The organism is Pseudomonas sp. G34, from assembly GCF_031119625.1.
GTDB lineage: Bacteria > Pseudomonadota > Gammaproteobacteria > Pseudomonadales > Pseudomonadaceae > Aquipseudomonas.
Genome location: NZ_JAVHZV010000009.1, coordinates 354,808 through 370,400 on the forward strand (window position 1 = coordinate 354,808; position 15,593 = coordinate 370,400).

A 15,593-nucleotide genomic window follows, 5' to 3' on the forward strand; every position below is an offset into this window, starting at 1 on the left:
ACGAACATGCCAAAAATGAAAACCAAGAGCGGCGCTGCCAAGCGCTTTCTCAAAACGGCAGCGGGCTTCAAGCACAAGCATGCTTTCAAGAGCCACATCCTGACCAAAATGTCCACCAAGCGTAAGCGTCAACTTCGCGGTAGCGAACTGATGCATCCGTCGGACAAAGCTAAAGTCGAGCGCATGCTGCGCGTTCGTTAATCGGTCAAGATAGAGGAAATTACTCATGGCTCGTGTTAAGCGTGGCGTTATCGCTCGTGCTCGTCACAAAAAAATCCTGAAACTGGCTAAAGGCTACTACGGCGCACGTTCGCGTGTATTCCGTGTTGCCAAGCAGGCTGTCATCAAGGCGGGTCAATACGCCTACCGTGACCGTCGCCAGAAGAAGCGTCAGTTCCGCGCTCTGTGGATCGCTCGTATCAACGCTGGTGCGCGTATCAACGGTCTGTCCTACAGCCGTCTGATCGCTGGCCTGAAAAAAGCGTCGATCGAAATCGACCGCAAGGTTCTGGCTGATCTGGCAGTGAACGAAAAAGCGGCGTTTGCTGCGATTGTCGAGAAAGCGAAAGCCGTACTGGCTTAAGTCCCCGACAATCACCGGGTTTCCCGGTGCAGTAGAGGCGACAGGCGTAACCCGCAGGTCGACTCTAAACGTCATCGACAGGGGAAGAGCCTTCAAGCTCTTCCCCTGTTTCGTATCTGGAGTCTGTAAATGGAAAATCTGGATGTGCTGGTCTCGCAAGCGCTCGAGGCTGTCAGTCACACCGACGATGTGAACGCCCTGGAACAACTGCGGGTTCACTATCTGGGCAAGAAAGGCGAGCTGACCCAGGTCATGAAGACTCTGGGCAATCTGTCTGCCGAAGAACGCCCCAAGGCGGGCGCGCTGATCAACTCGGCCAAGGAGCGCGTGCAAGACGCCCTCAACAGCCGTAAAGAGATTCTCGAGTCGGCTGCGCTGAGTGCCAAGCTCGCGGCCGAACGTATCGATGTCACCCTGCCGGGCCGTGGTCAGGCATCCGGTGGTTTGCACCCGGTCACCCGTACCCTGGAGCGCGTAGAGCAGTTCTTTACCCGCATTGGTTACGGCATCGCCGAAGGCCCCGAAGTGGAGAACGACTACCACAACTTCGAGGCGCTCAACATTCCGGGCCACCACCCGGCGCGTGCCATGCACGACACCTTCTATTTCAACGCCAACATGCTGCTGCGCACCCATACCTCGCCGGTGCAGGTGCGCACCATGGAGTCCCAGCAGCCGCCGATCCGTATCGTCTGCCCGGGCCGTGTGTACCGTTGCGATTCCGATATCACCCACTCGCCGATGTTCCACCAGGTCGAAGGCCTGCTGGTCGACGAGGGCGTGAGCTTCGCCGACCTCAAGGGCACCATCGAGGAATTCCTGCGGGTGTTCTTCGAGAAGCCTCTGGGCGTGCGTTTCCGTCCTTCCTTCTTCCCGTTCACCGAGCCGTCGGCCGAAGTCGACATGCAGTGCGTGATGTGCAGCGGCAAAGGCTGCCGCGTGTGCAAGCAGACCGGCTGGCTGGAAGTGATGGGCTGCGGCATGGTGCACCCGAACGTGCTGCGCATGAGTGGCATCGACCCGGAAAAATACTCCGGCTTCGCCTTCGGCATGGGCGTCGAGCGCCTGGCCATGCTGCGCTACGGCGTCAACGATTTACGGCTGTTCTTCGATAACGACCTGCGGTTCCTGGCGCAATTTCGCTAGCCCCCAGCAGTTTTGTAATCGAATTCGATCAGGAGAACAGACAGTATGAAATTCAGTGAACAGTGGCTGCGCAGCTGGGTGAGCCCCCAGGCGACCCGTGACGAACTGGTCGCGCGCCTGTCCATGGCCGGCCTGGAAGTCGACAGCGTCAGCCCGGTGGCCGGTGCCTTCAGCGGCGTGATCGTCGGCGAGGTGCTGAGCACCGAGCAACACCCGGACGCCGACAAACTGCGCGTGTGCCAGGTCAGCAACGGCAGCGAAACCTTCCAGGTGGTGTGCGGCGCGCCCAACGTGCGCCCCGGCCTGAAGATTCCGTTCGCCACCATCGGTGCCGAACTGCCCGGCGACTTCAAGATCAAGAAGGCCAAGCTGCGCGGCGTCGAGTCCAACGGCATGCTTTGCTCGGCGTCCGAGCTGCAGATCAGCGAGGACAACGACGGCCTGCTCGAGCTGCCGGCCGATGCGCCGGTGGGCCAGGACATCCGCGAGTACTTCGAACTCAACGACGTCAGCATCGAAGTCGACCTGACCCCCAACCGCGGCGACTGCCTGTCCCTGGCTGGCCTGGCCCGTGAAGTCGGCGCCCTGTACGACGCGCCGGTCACCCGCCCGCAAGTCACCGCAGTCGCCCCGGTCCACGACGAAGTGCGCCCGGTCGAAGTGCTGGCCCCGCAAGCCTGCCCGCGTTACCTGGGCCGCGTGGTGCGCAACGTCGACCTGTCCAAGCCGACGCCGCGCTGGATGGTCGAGCGCCTGCGCCGCGCCGACGTGCGCAGCATCGATGCCGCCGTCGACGTCACCAACTACGTGATGCTCGAACTCGGCCAGCCGATGCACGCCTTCGACCTGGACGTGATCCAGGGCGGCATTCGCGTGCGCATGGCCGAAGAGGGCGAGAAGCTGGTGCTGCTCGACGGCCAGGAAGTCACCCTGCGTGCCGACACCCTGGTGATCGCCGACCACCAACGCGCCCTGGCCATCGCCGGCGTGATGGGCGGCGAGCACAGTGGCGTCAGCGCCACCACCCGCGACCTGTTCCTGGAAAGCGCCTTCTTCGACACCATCGCCGTGGCTGGCAAGGCTCGCTCCTACGGCCTGCACACCGACTCCTCGCACCGCTTCGAGCGTGGCGTGGACTCGCAACTGGCCCGCGAAGCCATGGAGCGCGCCACCGCGCTGCTGCTGGAGATCGTCGGTGGTGAAGCCGGCCCGATCATCGAAGCGGTCGATGAGGCGCAACTGCCCAACATCGCACCGATCAGCCTGCGTGCCGAGCGCGTCGAGCAGATGCTCGGCCTCAAGCTCGAAGATGAGGTGATCGTCAAACTGCTGGGTGCCCTGGGCCTGGGTATCGAAGGTGGAGCAGGGCAGTGGCAGGTCAAGGTGCCGAGCCACCGCTTCGACATCAGCCTGGAAGTCGACCTGATCGAAGAGCTGGCTCGCCTGTACGGCTACAACCGCCTGCCGGTGCGCTACCCGCAAGCGCGCCTGGCGCCGCAGACCAAGGCCGAGGCCGTGGCCGACCTGCCGGTGCTGCGCCGCCTGCTGGTGGCCCGCGGTTACCAGGAAGCGATCACCTACAGCTTCATCGATCCCAAGCTGTTCGAGCTGTTCAGCCCGGGCGTGCAGCCGCTGACCCTGGCCAACCCGATCTCCGCCGACATGGCCGCCATGCGCGCCTCGCTGTGGCCGGGGCTGGTCAAGGCGGTGGAGCACAACCTCAACCGTCAGCAGTCGCGCGTGCGCCTGTTCGAAAGCGGCCTGCGCTTCGTTGGCCAGCTGGACGAACTCAAGCAGGAGCCGATGCTAGCCGGTGTGATCACCGGCAGCCGCCTGCCGGAAAGCTGGGCCCATGGCCGTGATGGCGTGGACTTCTTCGACGCCAAGGCCGATGTCGAAGCCCTGTTGGCCGCTGCAGGCGACGCGGGCAGCTTCGCCTTCGTACCGGGCGAGCACAGCGCCCTGCATCCGGGCCAGACCGCGCGCATCGAGCGCGAAGGGCGCCTGGTCGGCTACCTGGGTGCCATCCACCCGGAGCTGGCCAAGACCCTCGGTATCGATCAGCCGCTGTTCCTGTTCGAGCTGCTGCTGAGCGAAATCACCGCGGGCCGCATGCCGGCATTCAAGGAGCTGTCGCGCTTCCCGGAAGTGCGCCGTGACCTGGCGTTGCTGGTCGACCGTGACGTGCCGGCCAAGAACCTGCTGGCCGATATTCGCGAGCAGGCTGGCGAGTGGCTGACCGACCTCAGGTTGTTTGACGTTTATCAGGGTAAAGGTATTGATCCGCTTAGAAAAAGCCTGGCGGTCGGCTTGACCTGGCAGCATCCATCGCGCACTCTAAACGACGATGAGGTGAGTACAGCCACGCAAAACATCCTCACCTCCCTGGAACAAAGGTTCAACGCCACGTTAAGGAACTAGCGTATGGGGGCACTGACGAAAGCTGAGATGGCCGAACGTCTGTACGATGAGCTGGGCCTGAACAAACGAGAAGCCAAGGAACTGGTGGAACTCTTCTTCGAAGAAATCCGCCAGGCACTGGAACTCAATGAGCAGGTGAAGCTCTCAGGCTTCGGTAACTTCGATCTGCGCGATAAGCGTCAGCGCCCCGGTCGTAATCCAAAAACAGGGGAGGAAATCCCGATCACGGCCCGCCGTGTCGTGACTTTCCGCCCCGGCCAGAAGCTTAAAGCCAGGGTTGAAGCTTATGCTGGAACCAAGTCATAACGACGAACTGCCTGTCATACCCGGCAAGCGGTACTTCACCATCGGCGAGGTCAGTGAACTCTGTGCGGTCAAACCGCACGTGCTTCGTTACTGGGAGCAGGAGTTTCCACAGCTCAACCCGGTCAAGCGTCGCGGCAACCGTCGGTACTATCAGCGCCAGGATGTGCTGATGATCCGCCAGATCCGCGCCTTGCTGTACGACCAGGGCTTTACCATCGGTGGCGCACGCCTGCGCCTGACCGGCGAAGAAGCCAAGGACGACACCACCCAGTACAAGCAACTCATCAAACAGATGATCGCCGAGCTGGAGGATGTACTCCACGTCCTGCGCAAATGAATTTGTAGAAAAACCTTCCACAATTCAGATGCTTAGTTTATAGTCTCTCCCGCTTTCGGCTAACGCCAAAGGCACCAGCAACACCCGTCGGGGCGTAGCGCAGCCCGGTAGCGCACTTGCATGGGGTGCAAGGGGTCGAGTGTTCGAATCACTCCGTCCCGACCAAATAATCCCAACATCGAAGCTCGATCAGAAATGGTCGGGCTTTTTTGTTTGCGTGGCAGTTGTAGCACTACGCAAGTGCGATGCGGCTACGGCGTATCCAGAACACCAACTAAATAAATCTGTCCCCTTTTCCGCTTTTCCCGCTAGGGCTGATTACCATGACCAGGCCGGGCAAGCCCAATAGCCGATCGCAGTGTTACTACCTGACAGGGTTTGGTAAACAAGTGGCTAGGCTCTGTACGAAAAGTCTCCGAGCGAAGGTCAGGCGAGGCAAAAATCGGTGAGGACGCGGAGTTTACGAGTTGTAAATGAGCAGTCCGAACCGATTTTTAACGAAGCATCACCGAGCGCAGGTACTTTTCGTACAGAGCCTAAACAGGAATGAGACTGTAGAGCAGTCGCTGCCTCTCGCTTGAACTCGGCGGAAAATGTACGTCGTTGCTTGCTTATCACTGATTGATGCGGATCTGTATCGAGCCTACTGAGCGGAGCAGGCCAAGGTGCTTTTGCGGTTAGCCTGGTGGGGCGTCTGCACGAGTGTCCAGATTGGGGGCAACTGGCAGACTGCTGGCTCGACCTGGTTCGCCCACGCTGGGTGGAGTCTTGCCATTCAGAACCGGTCGCCATATGGCGTATGGCTATCACGGAGCCTATAATTCAAGATAGCACTGAACCAAAAGGTCTAGCTGGCTGCAGCATTAAGTATTGCGCTTATGAGGCCTCTTGTGGGTTATTTATAGAAAGGACATGAGTACGAGACAAAGGAGTAGTCGTGGCGCGTCCCCTTCGTAAGATCAAACTTGATGGCACGCTGTATCAGCGGCGTCCGGCCGTTGAAGCCGAAATTCATGATTTGACGGCCGTTAGCCCCTCCGAACTTGAGCGCAGAGCGGCCATTTGCTCTCGCACCTCCCCTGACTTTGTCTCACCGGAGGCGTTGGTGCACTTTGTACGCAATGCAGGGGGTGGCCCGCATCGCGAGAGGCTAACTGAGCGGCTGCTCCACCGAGTTTTCCTTCTCGCGCCTCGCGCCGAGGACTCGGACGGAGCCACAGTCTCACTTACCAAGACGAACATCCGGGATGATGTCGTCGACCATTTCATCGATTTGTTGCTTAGCGATCGGACAGCGTATGACGATCGCCTGGACTACTACGAAGTCAACTTCAATTCGGCCATCGCCAAGGATCGGAAGGATGCCAGTGATCGCCACTGGAAGCGTGATCGCCAGAGTGAAGAGCTATGCATGGACGAGGATGGTGTTTCCAACGTCCTGGAAGCAGCAATCGATGGCTACGACCCTTTTGATCCTCGAGTGCTCGACGAAAAATTTTACCGGTTACGGCTCGACGAAGAGATTGATAGTCTGCCTGAACTCCAAAGAAGAATCGTCGAAATGTGGCGCCAAGAGATTCCCATCGACTCGCAAGACCCCTCTGCTGTCACCATAAGCAAAGTACTAGGCAAGAGCGAGAAAACCATCCGTACACACCGCGACAAGGCCTTTGCGACTCTGCGACTGCGCCTTGAACGCAAGGGAAAACTGTGATGATTAAGCGTTCACCAATTTCTAGCGAAGACGTCATGAACGCTTTCGCGATGGATTTCGAGCCAGGATCCGAGGTGCTCAAAACGTATCTTGCCGACTATCCTCAGTTCTCTGCCGACCTTGTCGATCTCGCCAGAGAGCTTTCCCGGCAAGTCGACGAGGACCTTCCGCTCAGCGTACAAGAGCTCGCCGCCGTGAGCGCTAAAATGGGCCGGCTCCGCGAGTCCGTAGTCACGGTGGAAATCCTGCAGGCCGCCTCGCCAAGAACCTTCGCTGCAGCAGCCAAAACTCTCGGATTACCCATGCAGGTCGGCGTCGCCATTCGCGAGCGCCGAATAGATGTTGCGACGTTGCCAAGCCGGTTCCTCGGGCGCTTAGCCAACGCGCTACAAACATCAGTCTCTGTTGTTCAGTCGTTTCTCCTCTTGCCTGCGCAGGCATCAGTGCTTCGTGCAAACAAGTCGGATGACAAGCCAGCCCCGGCCGAGAAAGTCCCGCTTGAACGCCTTTTAAGAGAGGCGGGGATGGATGAGGAACGCATTTCACTACTGCTCCACGACGATGACTGACCATGGACCAACTAGAACTCGCTCGCCAGCACGCGAAGCGCTTGCATCATGAAGCAGTCGAACACGGCAGCGATCCATGGTCTCCTTATCAGTTCGCCGAATACATAGCGGAGAAGCTGGGCATCACGGTTGAAAGGTGCCTCCCTGGCGCTTCAATCCTCGACGGGGCGCGCGCAACGTTTGATGCTGCCTTGCAGCTGATTGTTCATGAGGACTTAGGGACACCGTTCGAGCAAGCCTTTCTCGTCGCCCATGAAATCGGGCACGCCGAGCTAGGTGATGGTGAGGAAGAGGAGGAATCAGCATTTCAGGTCGATCCAGCGCGAACCTCTGAGGCTGCGCCAGTTGGCATGGAGCGCGTAGTCGATTACAGCCGACGGCAGCGCCGAGAAGTCCAGATGGACCTCTTCGCGAGAGAATTGCTGCTGCCACGGTCGCGAGTCTTTGATTTGCACGTTACTCAAGGCCAGACCTGCTCGGAGATTGCAAACCGGTTGGGTGCCCCCTTCGAGGTCGTCGCACAGCAGATGCTTGATGCGCTTTTGCTCCCCCCTGTGCCAGTAGTTGCAGTAGAAGCGCCTATCGAAATTCCACTCAACGAGAAGCAAAAAACGGCAGCCAACCATCGCGGGGACGCGTTCCTTCTCCAAGCTGGGCCAGGCACCGGAAAGACCCGCACGCTGGTGGCGCGAGTTGAGAGCTTGTTGGATGAGGGGGTAGATCCAAGACGTATCCTTCTCTTGACCTTCTCGAACAAGGCCGCTGCAGAGATGTCCGAGCGGATCGCGCTGAAGCGGCCAGCGGAAGCCGCAGCGCTCTGCATTGGGACCTTCCATAGCTTTGGACTGGACATCCTCAGACGATTCAACGACCGATGTGGCCTTCCGGTCGATCCCCGCCTGATGGACCGAACCGAAGCAGTAGAATTGCTTGAAAACGAATTTCCTCGGCTAGGCCTCACCCACTATCGCAACCTTTATGATCCATCTCAGACGGCTGCTGAAATCCTGACCGCGGTCTCACGCGCCAAGGATGAAGTTGTTGATGCAGCGGGCTATCTTGCGCTAGCCAATGCAATGGCTAACGCGGCGAGTAACCCCAGCGAGGTGGAGGCTGCGGAGAAAGCGGCAGAAGTTGCCAAGGTCTACGCTCGCTATGAAGAGCTCAAAACACTCGCTCAGTGTGTCGACTTTGGCGACCTGGTTATGCGCCCGGTTCAACTACTGGAGAGCGATGAAGCCGTTCGAAGGCAGTTGCAGAGCGACTATGACCACATTCTGGTCGACGAGTATCAGGACGTGAACCACAGTAGCGTTCGGCTTCTTGCGACACTGAAGCCGTCAGGCAATAACCTCTGGGTGGTGGGGGACGCCAAGCAGTCGATCTATCGGTTCCGCGGCGCCTCTTCGTTCAACATGGCCCGCTTCGGTTGCCAAGATTTCCCTGGCGCGGTACGGGACAGTCTGAAAATCAACTACCGTTCCACCCCTGAAGTTGTCCATGCCTTTTCTGCTTTTGCTGCAGGTATGTCCGCAGCTGCTGGAGAAGAGGCCCTTGAGGCGGATAGAGTTCCAAGCGGAAAGCTGCCCGAAATCATCACAGTTGACAACACCTCCCTGCTGACCTCGGCCATCGCTGACGGCATTCAGGAGCTTCGTAAGTCGGGCTATCGGTATCGGGACCAGGCAGTCCTTTGTCGGGGCAACGATCGACTTTCGGACGTCGGACGTGAGCTCGAGCGTGCCGGCATTCCAGTGCTTTTCCTGGGCAGCCTGTTTGAACGTCCGGAAGTAAAAGACCTCGTCGCGGTGCTGTCGCTACTCGTGGATCGGCGCGCGATGGGGATGATCCGGACGGCTTGCTGGCCAGAATTCGCCATGAGCTTGGAGGACGCTGTTTGTGTCTTCGAGCATCTACGAGGTACCGACTCGGAACCTGGCGCTTGGCGACTTAGCATTCCAGCTGAGCTGACACCCGCTGGTCAGACTGCTCTGTCTTCCCTCAATGCAGCTCTCGCAGGTTTCGACGCCACCTCCCAACCTTGGATCGTGCTGGCAACCCTTCTGCTCGACCGGACTAGACAAGCAGCCCGCATCGCTTCTTCAGCCAGCGTCTCGGACCAGGCTCAGGGCATCGCAATCTGGCAGTTCATGAACTTCGTTCGGGCACAGCCGAACGGCCAGGGTCTCCCGATCCAGCGGCTTTCTGATCGCGTGAGGAGACTGCTGCGCCTTCGGGACGATAGAGACTTGAGGCAGCTACCCACGGCAGCCCAGGGGATTGATGCGGTTCGCCTGATGACTATCCATGGCTCGAAAGGGTTGGAGTTTCCAGCGGTTCACATTGCCGGCGTCAATAAGGACTCCATCCCAGGGGCGCTTCGGACATCAAAGTGCCCCCCACCCGCAGGCATGGTAGCAGGTGGTCAAGGGAGCGCAGAGGACATTGCACGGGCGGCCCACAACGAAGAGCAGGAGTGCTTGTTCTACGTCGCAATGTCCCGGGCGAAGACACGCATTGCATTTTACGGAGCGACCTCAACATCGAATGGGCGTGCCAGGCCGCTATCGCAGTTCCTGGATCGCATTGGTCCAGCTCAACGGCGCGCCGTCACGCCCACTACTGTATTGCCTCCTGCCCCGGACGATACGCAAATACCCATCGTCTTCTCGGGAACCCCGCGGTTCAGCTCAGATGCGGTCGCGCTTTACGCATCGTGTGCACGGCGATTCCTCTACACACACTTGCTTCAGGTAGGTGGCCGGCGCGGCATGAGTTCATTTATGCATATGCATGAAGCGATTCGGGAGGTCTACCGGAAGATCGTCGCGCAGGGCAACTCTAGTGCTGAGTGGGAGGATCTGCTTTCTCAGGCCTTCGCGGCTCAGGGGCTTCATGAACATGGCTATTTCGATGACTACCGTGCGATAGCCTCCACTATGCTCCAATACTTCCTGGCATCGAGGGCTGGCGCACAGGTTGAAGCTCCGACCCCGCTGCAAATTGTGTTAGACGGCCATGAGATCGAAGTAACACCGGATGATGTCCTCGTGAAAGACGGAAAGCGGGCCATACGCCGGGTGAGAACTGGCCATGCGCCCAGCGGTGACAGCAAGGACGTCGGTGCCGCTGCATTTGTACTAGCGGCCCAGGCGAAGTTCCCGGGCGCCGAGCTGGAACTGGTCTACCTAGCTGATGCTGAAAGCAAGCCGTTGAAACTCAGTCCCAAAGAGTTGAGCAATCGCCAAGAAAAATTGGGCGAGATTTTCCGCGGCATCCGAGGCGGCCAGTTCCGAACAAATACTTCGGACGCCACTTGCCCGAACTGCCCGGCCTTTTTCGTGTGTGGTGCAATCCCCCCTGGAACCCTCTCAAAACAATTCTGAAAAAAGTTTACCGGCGGCAGTCGCTGGGTCCGATTAGAGAGTTGAAGGCAGAAAAAACTCTGCCGCAACACTTTAGAGGACCATATGAAAAACTCTCCGTTTGACGACGTTGGTGACGCGATCCGCGAGGATCGTCCACTGCGAGAGGCCGGCGCCTATCGCATCCGCTTCGGCTTGGAAGGACTGACCTTCCGCAATATCGACGTGCCTGACCCGGTACCCACCGGCCGGCAAATCCTGGACAGCGCGGGGCTCGATCGCCGAAGCGACTATCTACTCTATGCACTTCTCGCCTCGGGCGATTTTGAGGACGTTCGTCTCGACGAGACAGTGGATCTGCGAGGCAAGGGTGCTGAGCGCTTCATTGCGTTCAAGTCCGACCGCGACTTCAAGTTCTCCTTGAACGATCGCCAGATGGCCTGGGGTCACCCGGAGCTGCTGGGCAGCGTCTTGTATGACCTGGCCGAAGCCCCGCCCGAAGAGGCCATCTTCCTGGAAGTACGGGGCGGCGAGGATATCCTCATCGAGCCGGATGACAGGATCAATCTCGACAACCCTGGTATTGAGCGGTTTATCACCGCCCTAAGGCCGCAAAAGGGCTACGTCATCGTGGTCAATGCTGTCGAAGAGATTGTGCCGGACAAGCATGTCACCTTCGAGCAGGTGGTCAAGTTATCCCATCCGAACGCGCCGGCAGAGACCAACGTCAAGTTCTCGATGACATACCGCAATGCTGCCTCGCACCCCCGCGCTGGTGAACTCGCTGAGGGTGGCTCCGTTGAAGTCAAAAAACAGGGGACAATTTTCAATGTCACACGAACTGTTCAGTCGTAATGCTGACCTGGCCCGGTTGCGCACGGAGGGCTACTTCGTTCGCATTCAGGGGAGTCTCCTAGTCATGCTGGAAGTGCCCTATGTCGACGCTCAATGTCGTGTGCGCACCGGCACCCTGGTGTCCAACCTTGACTTGGCTGGGGACCGGACGCGCAAGCCAGAGACACACGTAATTCACTGGGACGGCGACTTCCCCTGCAGCGCAAATGGAACGCCCTTGCCAGGCATCTCCCATGCGTCGCCCAACACCGACCTTGGTTACGGGCTCACCGCAAGGCACAGCTTTTCCAGTAAACCCAACTCGGATGGCTACCCGGACTACTACGCCAAGATGGCTACCTACGCGACCATCTTGGCCGGCCCGGCGGCCGTCCTGCAGCCCGGTATCAGCCCACGGCTGATCCGTGGCGCTGATGATGAGAATGAGCCCAGCGCCTTCAACTATCTCGATACAGCATCCAGCCGGGTAGGCCTGGGCGCGCTAGCTAGCAAGCTGGAAGGTGAGGTGGTGGGCATCCTCGGCGCAGGTGGTACCGGTGGGTACATCCTCGATCTGGTCGCGAAAACGCCGGTGAGGGAAATCCGGCTCTTCGACGATGACGACTTTCTTTCCCACAACGCGTTCCGCGCGCCCGGGGCGCCATCGCTCGAGGAGTTGCGGGACGCCCCCAAAAAGGTGCACTACCTGAAGGGCATCTATGAACGGATGCATCGCGGGATCGTGGCTCACCCCGTGAAGATGAAAACGGAGACGCTGGGGCTGCTTGACGGCATCACGTTTGCGTTCATCAGCATGGACGCGGGTGAGGAAAAGCGCGCCGTGGTGGCGAAGCTCGAAGCGCTTGGTGTGCCATTTATCGAAGTTGGGATGGGGCTTGAACTTAGCAACGGTAGCTTGGGCGGCATTCTGCGGGTGACGACGAGCACGCCGGCGAAACGCGAGCATGTCCACGCAGGGCGCATCTCTTTCGCTGGTGGCGGAGGCCAGGACGTGTACGCATCCAATATCCAGGTGGCCGACCTGAACGCCTTAAATGCTTGCCTCGCAGTCGTGAAGTGGAAAAAGCTCCGCGGATTCTACCGCGACCTAGAGAGCGAGCATCACAGCACGTACACGACCGATGGGAGCATGTTGCTCAACGGAGACCAATCATGATGCGCCATCTGAGTCTGGAACATAGTTTTGTGCGAAACGTTCCACGCGAGTTGGAGCCTGGCATCTTGTACATCTCGATGGACTACGCAACCGCAGTGCACTCGTGCTGCTGCGGTTGCGGGGACCGCGTGGTGACCCCATTCACGCCGACCGACTGGCGGATGACGTTCGATGGTGAGTCCATCTCGCTTCATCCCTCCGTAGGCAACTGGAATCAGAAGTGCCGGTCGCACTACGTGATCCAGCGGAGTCGAGTTTTGGAGGCGGGGCCATGGTCGCAAGGCCAGATAGAGGCGGAGCGTCTACGCGATAAGAAGGCCAAAGCTGCGCATTATGGCTCGCTGCATGAAGCGCGTCGTGAGCTCCCCGGATCCGCTACTGGTGGCCAGAGTGCGACTGCGCATTCCCGTAGCATCTGGACTCGGCTTAAGGCCTGGCTCAACCGCCGACCATGACTGCTGAAGCTCCTCCGCAACCAACGGGACAATAAGCAGTTTGAACAGTGTCCCGTCTCTGGTTCTGGCTTCGCTCTGGAGCAACTAAGATTTTTAGATTCTAGAGTTGGTGAGGGAGTGTGTGGCTGGTGTCGGAGGGATTAGCTTGCGATTTAAAGGCTAAGTGTATTTAGTTTTACTTATGACTGGAATGTCGGTTTTTAAAAGTGGGAGGGGCGATGAGCGAGTCAAATCAATATAGTCGTAAGCCGGACTTTGAGGTTTTGCAGAAAAAAAGAGAGTTAAGTAATAGGTTGTCGGCTTTGTTTCATGTGTCGCTCATTGCGGTGCTGATCCTGTTGGCGTCATTCTGGAAAGCAGAGGATAGTCCCGACGCAGCTTTGTTTCTAATGGTTGCTTTCGTTTTTTTAGGATTATATATTTTTGTTGGTGTGATGGAGGTTACATTGCTGCGTGATCTAATGGGGTTGCGAGCATCATTGACTGCCTGGGTTGTTTTGTTTGCATATTTTACATATGTCGCCAAGGCAAAGGCTATGAGTGATATTAACTCCATCTTTCATATGGATGCGACATTGCTGCCCATGACGCTTGTCGCGGCCACCGCTTTGCAAGTATTGAGTATGTTGTTTTGGCCTGTGCTTGTGATTTCTGTTTTAATTTTGATCGTGTCCTATTTCTGGCGTGACGAATTCGTAGGTGGGCATGAGGGACTTACCATTTTGGTCTCGCTTTTTGTAAGTGCAATTGCTCAGCTTTTTTTAGTGGGGCTTATTTGGGGGTGGGTGGATTCAAGTGATCAGCGCAAGTCGACTATATATCGCCTTGCGCATTTTGCGGACTTTAATTCTTCGTTTCGGTGTAAGGGCATAGATGAGCATGAATTTAGTGTTCTGTTTATTGATCCTGCCAGAACTCAAGTGGTTGTTGTGCCAAAAATTCCTGAGCTGATATTGGGCTTTAGCTCCAAGGCGACATGGTTGCAGCCAGTAACCATCCCGACAGAGTATCCGCATAGACCATGCTTGCCTTAATAGGCAGGAATTTGATGAGTGGTTGAGTTGTTGTTGGCCGCGCCGCTACCTAGCACCATGGTAAGTTAGTCTCGGAAGTGATGCTGTTTTGATTTGGCCATTATCAGTTCATTGAATGCCTGCTGGGTTTAGGCTGGCTTAAGTTTCAGCTTTGACTTCATCTCAGAAGGCTTCTGCTAGGTGGCTAGTCGGATTGTTCAGTTGATAAGAGCTTTTCTAACTTGCTCCCAAGAAGACGCCAAGCCTCGGTTTTCTCCTTGGCATAGTCGTGATGCAGATAGTGTCGGCGTACCTTGGATCCTCCCAGTAAGTGGTTCTGGCAGCGATCAATGATCTCCAGTGTTACCCCCAGCTCTTGCATCATGGTCGCGCCAGTCCGGCGTAAGTCATGTGGTGTCCATTCACCTTGACACCATTGCTCAGTACTAACGAGTCGTCATGATGGCGGCCGGCCAGAGGCTTGCGGCGGTTCTTGAAGCGACACTGTCGGTCTCCGACGAGCTGGCTGACCGTCTTGGTGTCGACGCGGGTTTTGCCATCCTTGCTGGGGAAGCAGAACGGCGTATTGCTGGTTTCTTTGTGTAGCCGGATACCCTCATGGAAACGGACGGCAGTCCTTTGATTAGGCGATTGCTAGGTTCGGTAACCTTGCTTTGCCGTGAAGAAGCTGCACTCGTAGAAACGGAACAGATTTTCTGTTCCGTTTCTACGAGCTTCTCACTGCTCAGCGGTTCTAATTTCAGATGCGGTTGTTGATGGCAACCGTTGATCTTGCCCAATGCCCGTGGGCACAGCGTTAAGTTACTCGGCTAGACGCTTCCCTCCAGCTTCTGCTGAATCCGACTGATAAACGCTACCTCAAACGCTTTCCGGTCCGTCTCTTCCAGTAGTGCATCCCGCTCGAAAATCAGTGCAGCCCATAACCAACGGCTGCGCTTGCCGTTGAGCCAGCGTTCTGCAGCGCGAATGCCTTCATGAAAAGCCGGGCGGCAATCCTTTGCCCAGGCGATCTGCAGGCCTGGGTAGCCGTCGTTGGCGGGCAGGGTGGTGGTCACGCCTTTAGTCATGGTGATTGCCTTCCCGGTTTTCGCAGCATGCTCGGCGGTAAAGCACCGTCAATTCGTTGAGCAGTTCCTGGGCGGCGAAGCAGGCCATTCGCACCCGTAGCGAGTCAGGCCGGTTCCGTTCCTTGCGCAGAAGGTCTTCGAACAACTCGTTCAACAGTGCGGCGCGCAGGTCGGCATCGGCCAGTGCGCTTCGGGTCTGGAAGTTGGCGCCCGTAATCGGGCTTGGGCGTCTGGGGAAGTTGAGTACACGGCCGAGTGGGTTAGCCATGGGGCACCTCCGGGGTGGAGGTCTGTGGGCCGTTGGGGCGAGCAGGGTGGTGCCCTGGCGTAAAAGCTGGATAGCGCATTTTCCTTATGCTCCTCGGACAGCTGAAGAGCCACCAATGCCGTTTCGACTCGGTTATTGGTGGCGAACCGTACGGGGGTCGAAATACCGGCGTCCGAGGGAACCGGCCAGGCGTGAGCCTGCCCCGCACGGCCCGCCATAGAAATGCAGTAGCCCGGTGGCGAACCACCAGCTATTGGCTATGACGTTGCTGCGTCCTCAGACAAAACGGGTTTCGACTCCCGGTCGCGGGATTGACC

Annotated in this window: 15 protein-coding genes, 1 tRNA gene and 1 pseudogene; 14 read left to right on the top strand and 3 right to left on the bottom strand. The window is 58.0% G+C overall.

What is annotated here, in order from left to right:
- Window positions 1-6: 6 nt before the first annotated feature.
- The 14 genes from rpmI to QYS36_RS07185 all read left to right on the top strand — a co-directional run bounded on the left by rpmI (window position 7) and on the right by QYS36_RS07185 (window position 13,941).
- Complete coding sequence (gene rpmI / locus QYS36_RS07125; RefSeq protein WP_013791845.1) at window positions 7-201, top strand: 50S ribosomal protein L35; 195 nt, start codon at window positions 7-9, stop codon at window positions 199-201.
- A gap of 25 nt (window positions 202-226) precedes the next feature.
- Window positions 227-583 (top strand): 50S ribosomal protein L20, encoded by a 357-nt coding sequence (rplT, locus tag QYS36_RS07130; RefSeq protein ID WP_013791844.1) that lies wholly within the window; start codon window positions 227-229, stop codon window positions 581-583.
- 129 nt (window positions 584-712) lie between these two features.
- On the top strand, window positions 713-1,729 hold the full coding sequence (gene pheS / locus QYS36_RS07135; protein WP_070883499.1) for a phenylalanine--tRNA ligase subunit alpha: 1,017 nt from the start codon (window positions 713-715) through the stop codon (window positions 1,727-1,729).
- Between the two features lie 45 nt (window positions 1,730-1,774).
- Window positions 1,775-4,150, top strand: a complete 2,376-nt coding sequence (pheT, locus tag QYS36_RS07140; RefSeq protein WP_308838815.1) for a phenylalanine--tRNA ligase subunit beta — start codon at window positions 1,775-1,777, stop codon at window positions 4,148-4,150.
- Window positions 4,151-4,153: 3 nt separating this feature from the next.
- Complete coding sequence (gene ihfA / locus QYS36_RS07145) at window positions 4,154-4,456, top strand: integration host factor subunit alpha (RefSeq protein WP_013791841.1); 303 nt, start codon at window positions 4,154-4,156, stop codon at window positions 4,454-4,456.
- Complete coding sequence (locus QYS36_RS07150; RefSeq protein WP_013791840.1) at window positions 4,437-4,793, top strand: MerR family transcriptional regulator; 357 nt, start codon at window positions 4,437-4,439, stop codon at window positions 4,791-4,793. Before ihfA ends, QYS36_RS07150 begins: the two co-directional genes overlap by 20 nt.
- A gap of 88 nt (window positions 4,794-4,881) precedes the next feature.
- A tRNA-Pro gene (locus QYS36_RS07155) sits at window positions 4,882-4,958 on the top strand.
- Between the two features lie 772 nt (window positions 4,959-5,730).
- On the top strand, window positions 5,731-6,507 hold the full coding sequence (locus QYS36_RS07160; protein ID WP_308838816.1) for a sigma-70 family RNA polymerase sigma factor: 777 nt from the start codon (window positions 5,731-5,733) through the stop codon (window positions 6,505-6,507).
- Window positions 6,507-7,076, top strand: coding sequence for a hypothetical protein (locus QYS36_RS07165; protein ID WP_308838817.1), 570 nt, complete (start codon window positions 6,507-6,509; stop codon window positions 7,074-7,076). The genes QYS36_RS07160 and QYS36_RS07165 overlap by 1 nt, the downstream gene beginning before the upstream one ends.
- Window positions 7,077-7,078: 2 nt before the next feature.
- A complete protein-coding gene (locus QYS36_RS07170; RefSeq protein ID WP_308838818.1) occupies window positions 7,079-10,462 on the top strand; it encodes a UvrD-helicase domain-containing protein in 3,384 nt (1,127 codons plus the stop codon).
- 84 nt (window positions 10,463-10,546) lie between these two features.
- On the top strand, window positions 10,547-11,296 hold the full coding sequence (locus QYS36_RS07175; RefSeq protein ID WP_308838819.1) for a multiubiquitin domain-containing protein: 750 nt from the start codon (window positions 10,547-10,549) through the stop codon (window positions 11,294-11,296).
- Complete coding sequence (locus QYS36_RS07180; protein WP_308838820.1) at window positions 11,271-12,452, top strand: ThiF family adenylyltransferase; 1,182 nt, start codon at window positions 11,271-11,273, stop codon at window positions 12,450-12,452. The genes QYS36_RS07175 and QYS36_RS07180 overlap by 26 nt, the downstream gene beginning before the upstream one ends.
- Before the next feature lie 77 nt (window positions 12,453-12,529).
- On the top strand, window positions 12,530-12,907 hold the full coding sequence (locus QYS36_RS23905) for a DUF6527 family protein (protein ID WP_374990427.1): 378 nt from the start codon (window positions 12,530-12,532) through the stop codon (window positions 12,905-12,907).
- Between the two features lie 218 nt (window positions 12,908-13,125).
- On the top strand, window positions 13,126-13,941 hold the full coding sequence (locus tag QYS36_RS07185) for a hypothetical protein (protein ID WP_308838821.1): 816 nt from the start codon (window positions 13,126-13,128) through the stop codon (window positions 13,939-13,941).
- Window positions 13,942-14,125: 184 nt separating this feature from the next.
- Here QYS36_RS07185 and QYS36_RS07190 read toward each other — a convergent pair.
- The 3 genes and pseudogenes from QYS36_RS07190 to QYS36_RS07200 all read right to left on the bottom strand — a co-directional run.
- Window positions 14,126-14,529, bottom strand: a pseudogene (locus tag QYS36_RS07190) (integrase); the annotation flags it as partial.
- Between the two features lie 221 nt (window positions 14,530-14,750).
- Window positions 14,751-14,996: a LasR-specific antiactivator QslA gene (locus tag QYS36_RS07195; RefSeq protein ID WP_308838822.1), complete on the bottom strand. Its 246-nt coding sequence runs from the start codon at window positions 14,994-14,996 to the stop codon at window positions 14,751-14,753.
- Between the two features lie 4 nt (window positions 14,997-15,000).
- Entirely contained in the window at window positions 15,001-15,276 is a 276-nt protein-coding gene (locus tag QYS36_RS07200; protein WP_308838823.1) for a hypothetical protein, read from the bottom strand.
- Window positions 15,277-15,593 lie beyond the last annotated feature (317 nt).

Bases quoted from the DNA above. Each gene is read 5' to 3' on its own strand.
- rpmI (WP_013791845.1), top strand. From the start codon at position 7: ATGCCAAAAATGAAAACCAAGAGCGGCGCTGCCAAGCGCTTTCTCAAA.
- rplT (WP_013791844.1), top strand. From the start codon at position 227: ATGGCTCGTGTTAAGCGTGGCGTTATCGCTCGTGCTCGTCACAAAAAA.
- pheS (WP_070883499.1), top strand. From the start codon at position 713: ATGGAAAATCTGGATGTGCTGGTCTCGCAAGCGCTCGAGGCTGTCAGT.
- pheT (WP_308838815.1), top strand. From the start codon at position 1,775: ATGAAATTCAGTGAACAGTGGCTGCGCAGCTGGGTGAGCCCCCAGGCG.
- ihfA (WP_013791841.1), top strand. From the start codon at position 4,154: ATGGGGGCACTGACGAAAGCTGAGATGGCCGAACGTCTGTACGATGAG.
- QYS36_RS07150 (WP_013791840.1), top strand. From the start codon at position 4,437: ATGCTGGAACCAAGTCATAACGACGAACTGCCTGTCATACCCGGCAAG.
- QYS36_RS07165 (WP_308838817.1), top strand. From the start codon at position 6,507: ATGATTAAGCGTTCACCAATTTCTAGCGAAGACGTCATGAACGCTTTC.
- QYS36_RS07170 (WP_308838818.1), top strand. From the start codon at position 7,079: ATGGACCAACTAGAACTCGCTCGCCAGCACGCGAAGCGCTTGCATCAT.
- QYS36_RS07175 (WP_308838819.1), top strand. From the start codon at position 10,547: ATGAAAAACTCTCCGTTTGACGACGTTGGTGACGCGATCCGCGAGGAT.
- QYS36_RS07180 (WP_308838820.1), top strand. From the start codon at position 11,271: ATGTCACACGAACTGTTCAGTCGTAATGCTGACCTGGCCCGGTTGCGC.
- QYS36_RS23905 (WP_374990427.1), top strand. From the start codon at position 12,530: ATGGACTACGCAACCGCAGTGCACTCGTGCTGCTGCGGTTGCGGGGAC.
- QYS36_RS07185 (WP_308838821.1), top strand. From the start codon at position 13,126: ATGAGCGAGTCAAATCAATATAGTCGTAAGCCGGACTTTGAGGTTTTG.
- QYS36_RS07200 (WP_308838823.1), bottom strand. From the start codon at position 15,276: ATGGCTAACCCACTCGGCCGTGTACTCAACTTCCCCAGACGCCCAAGC.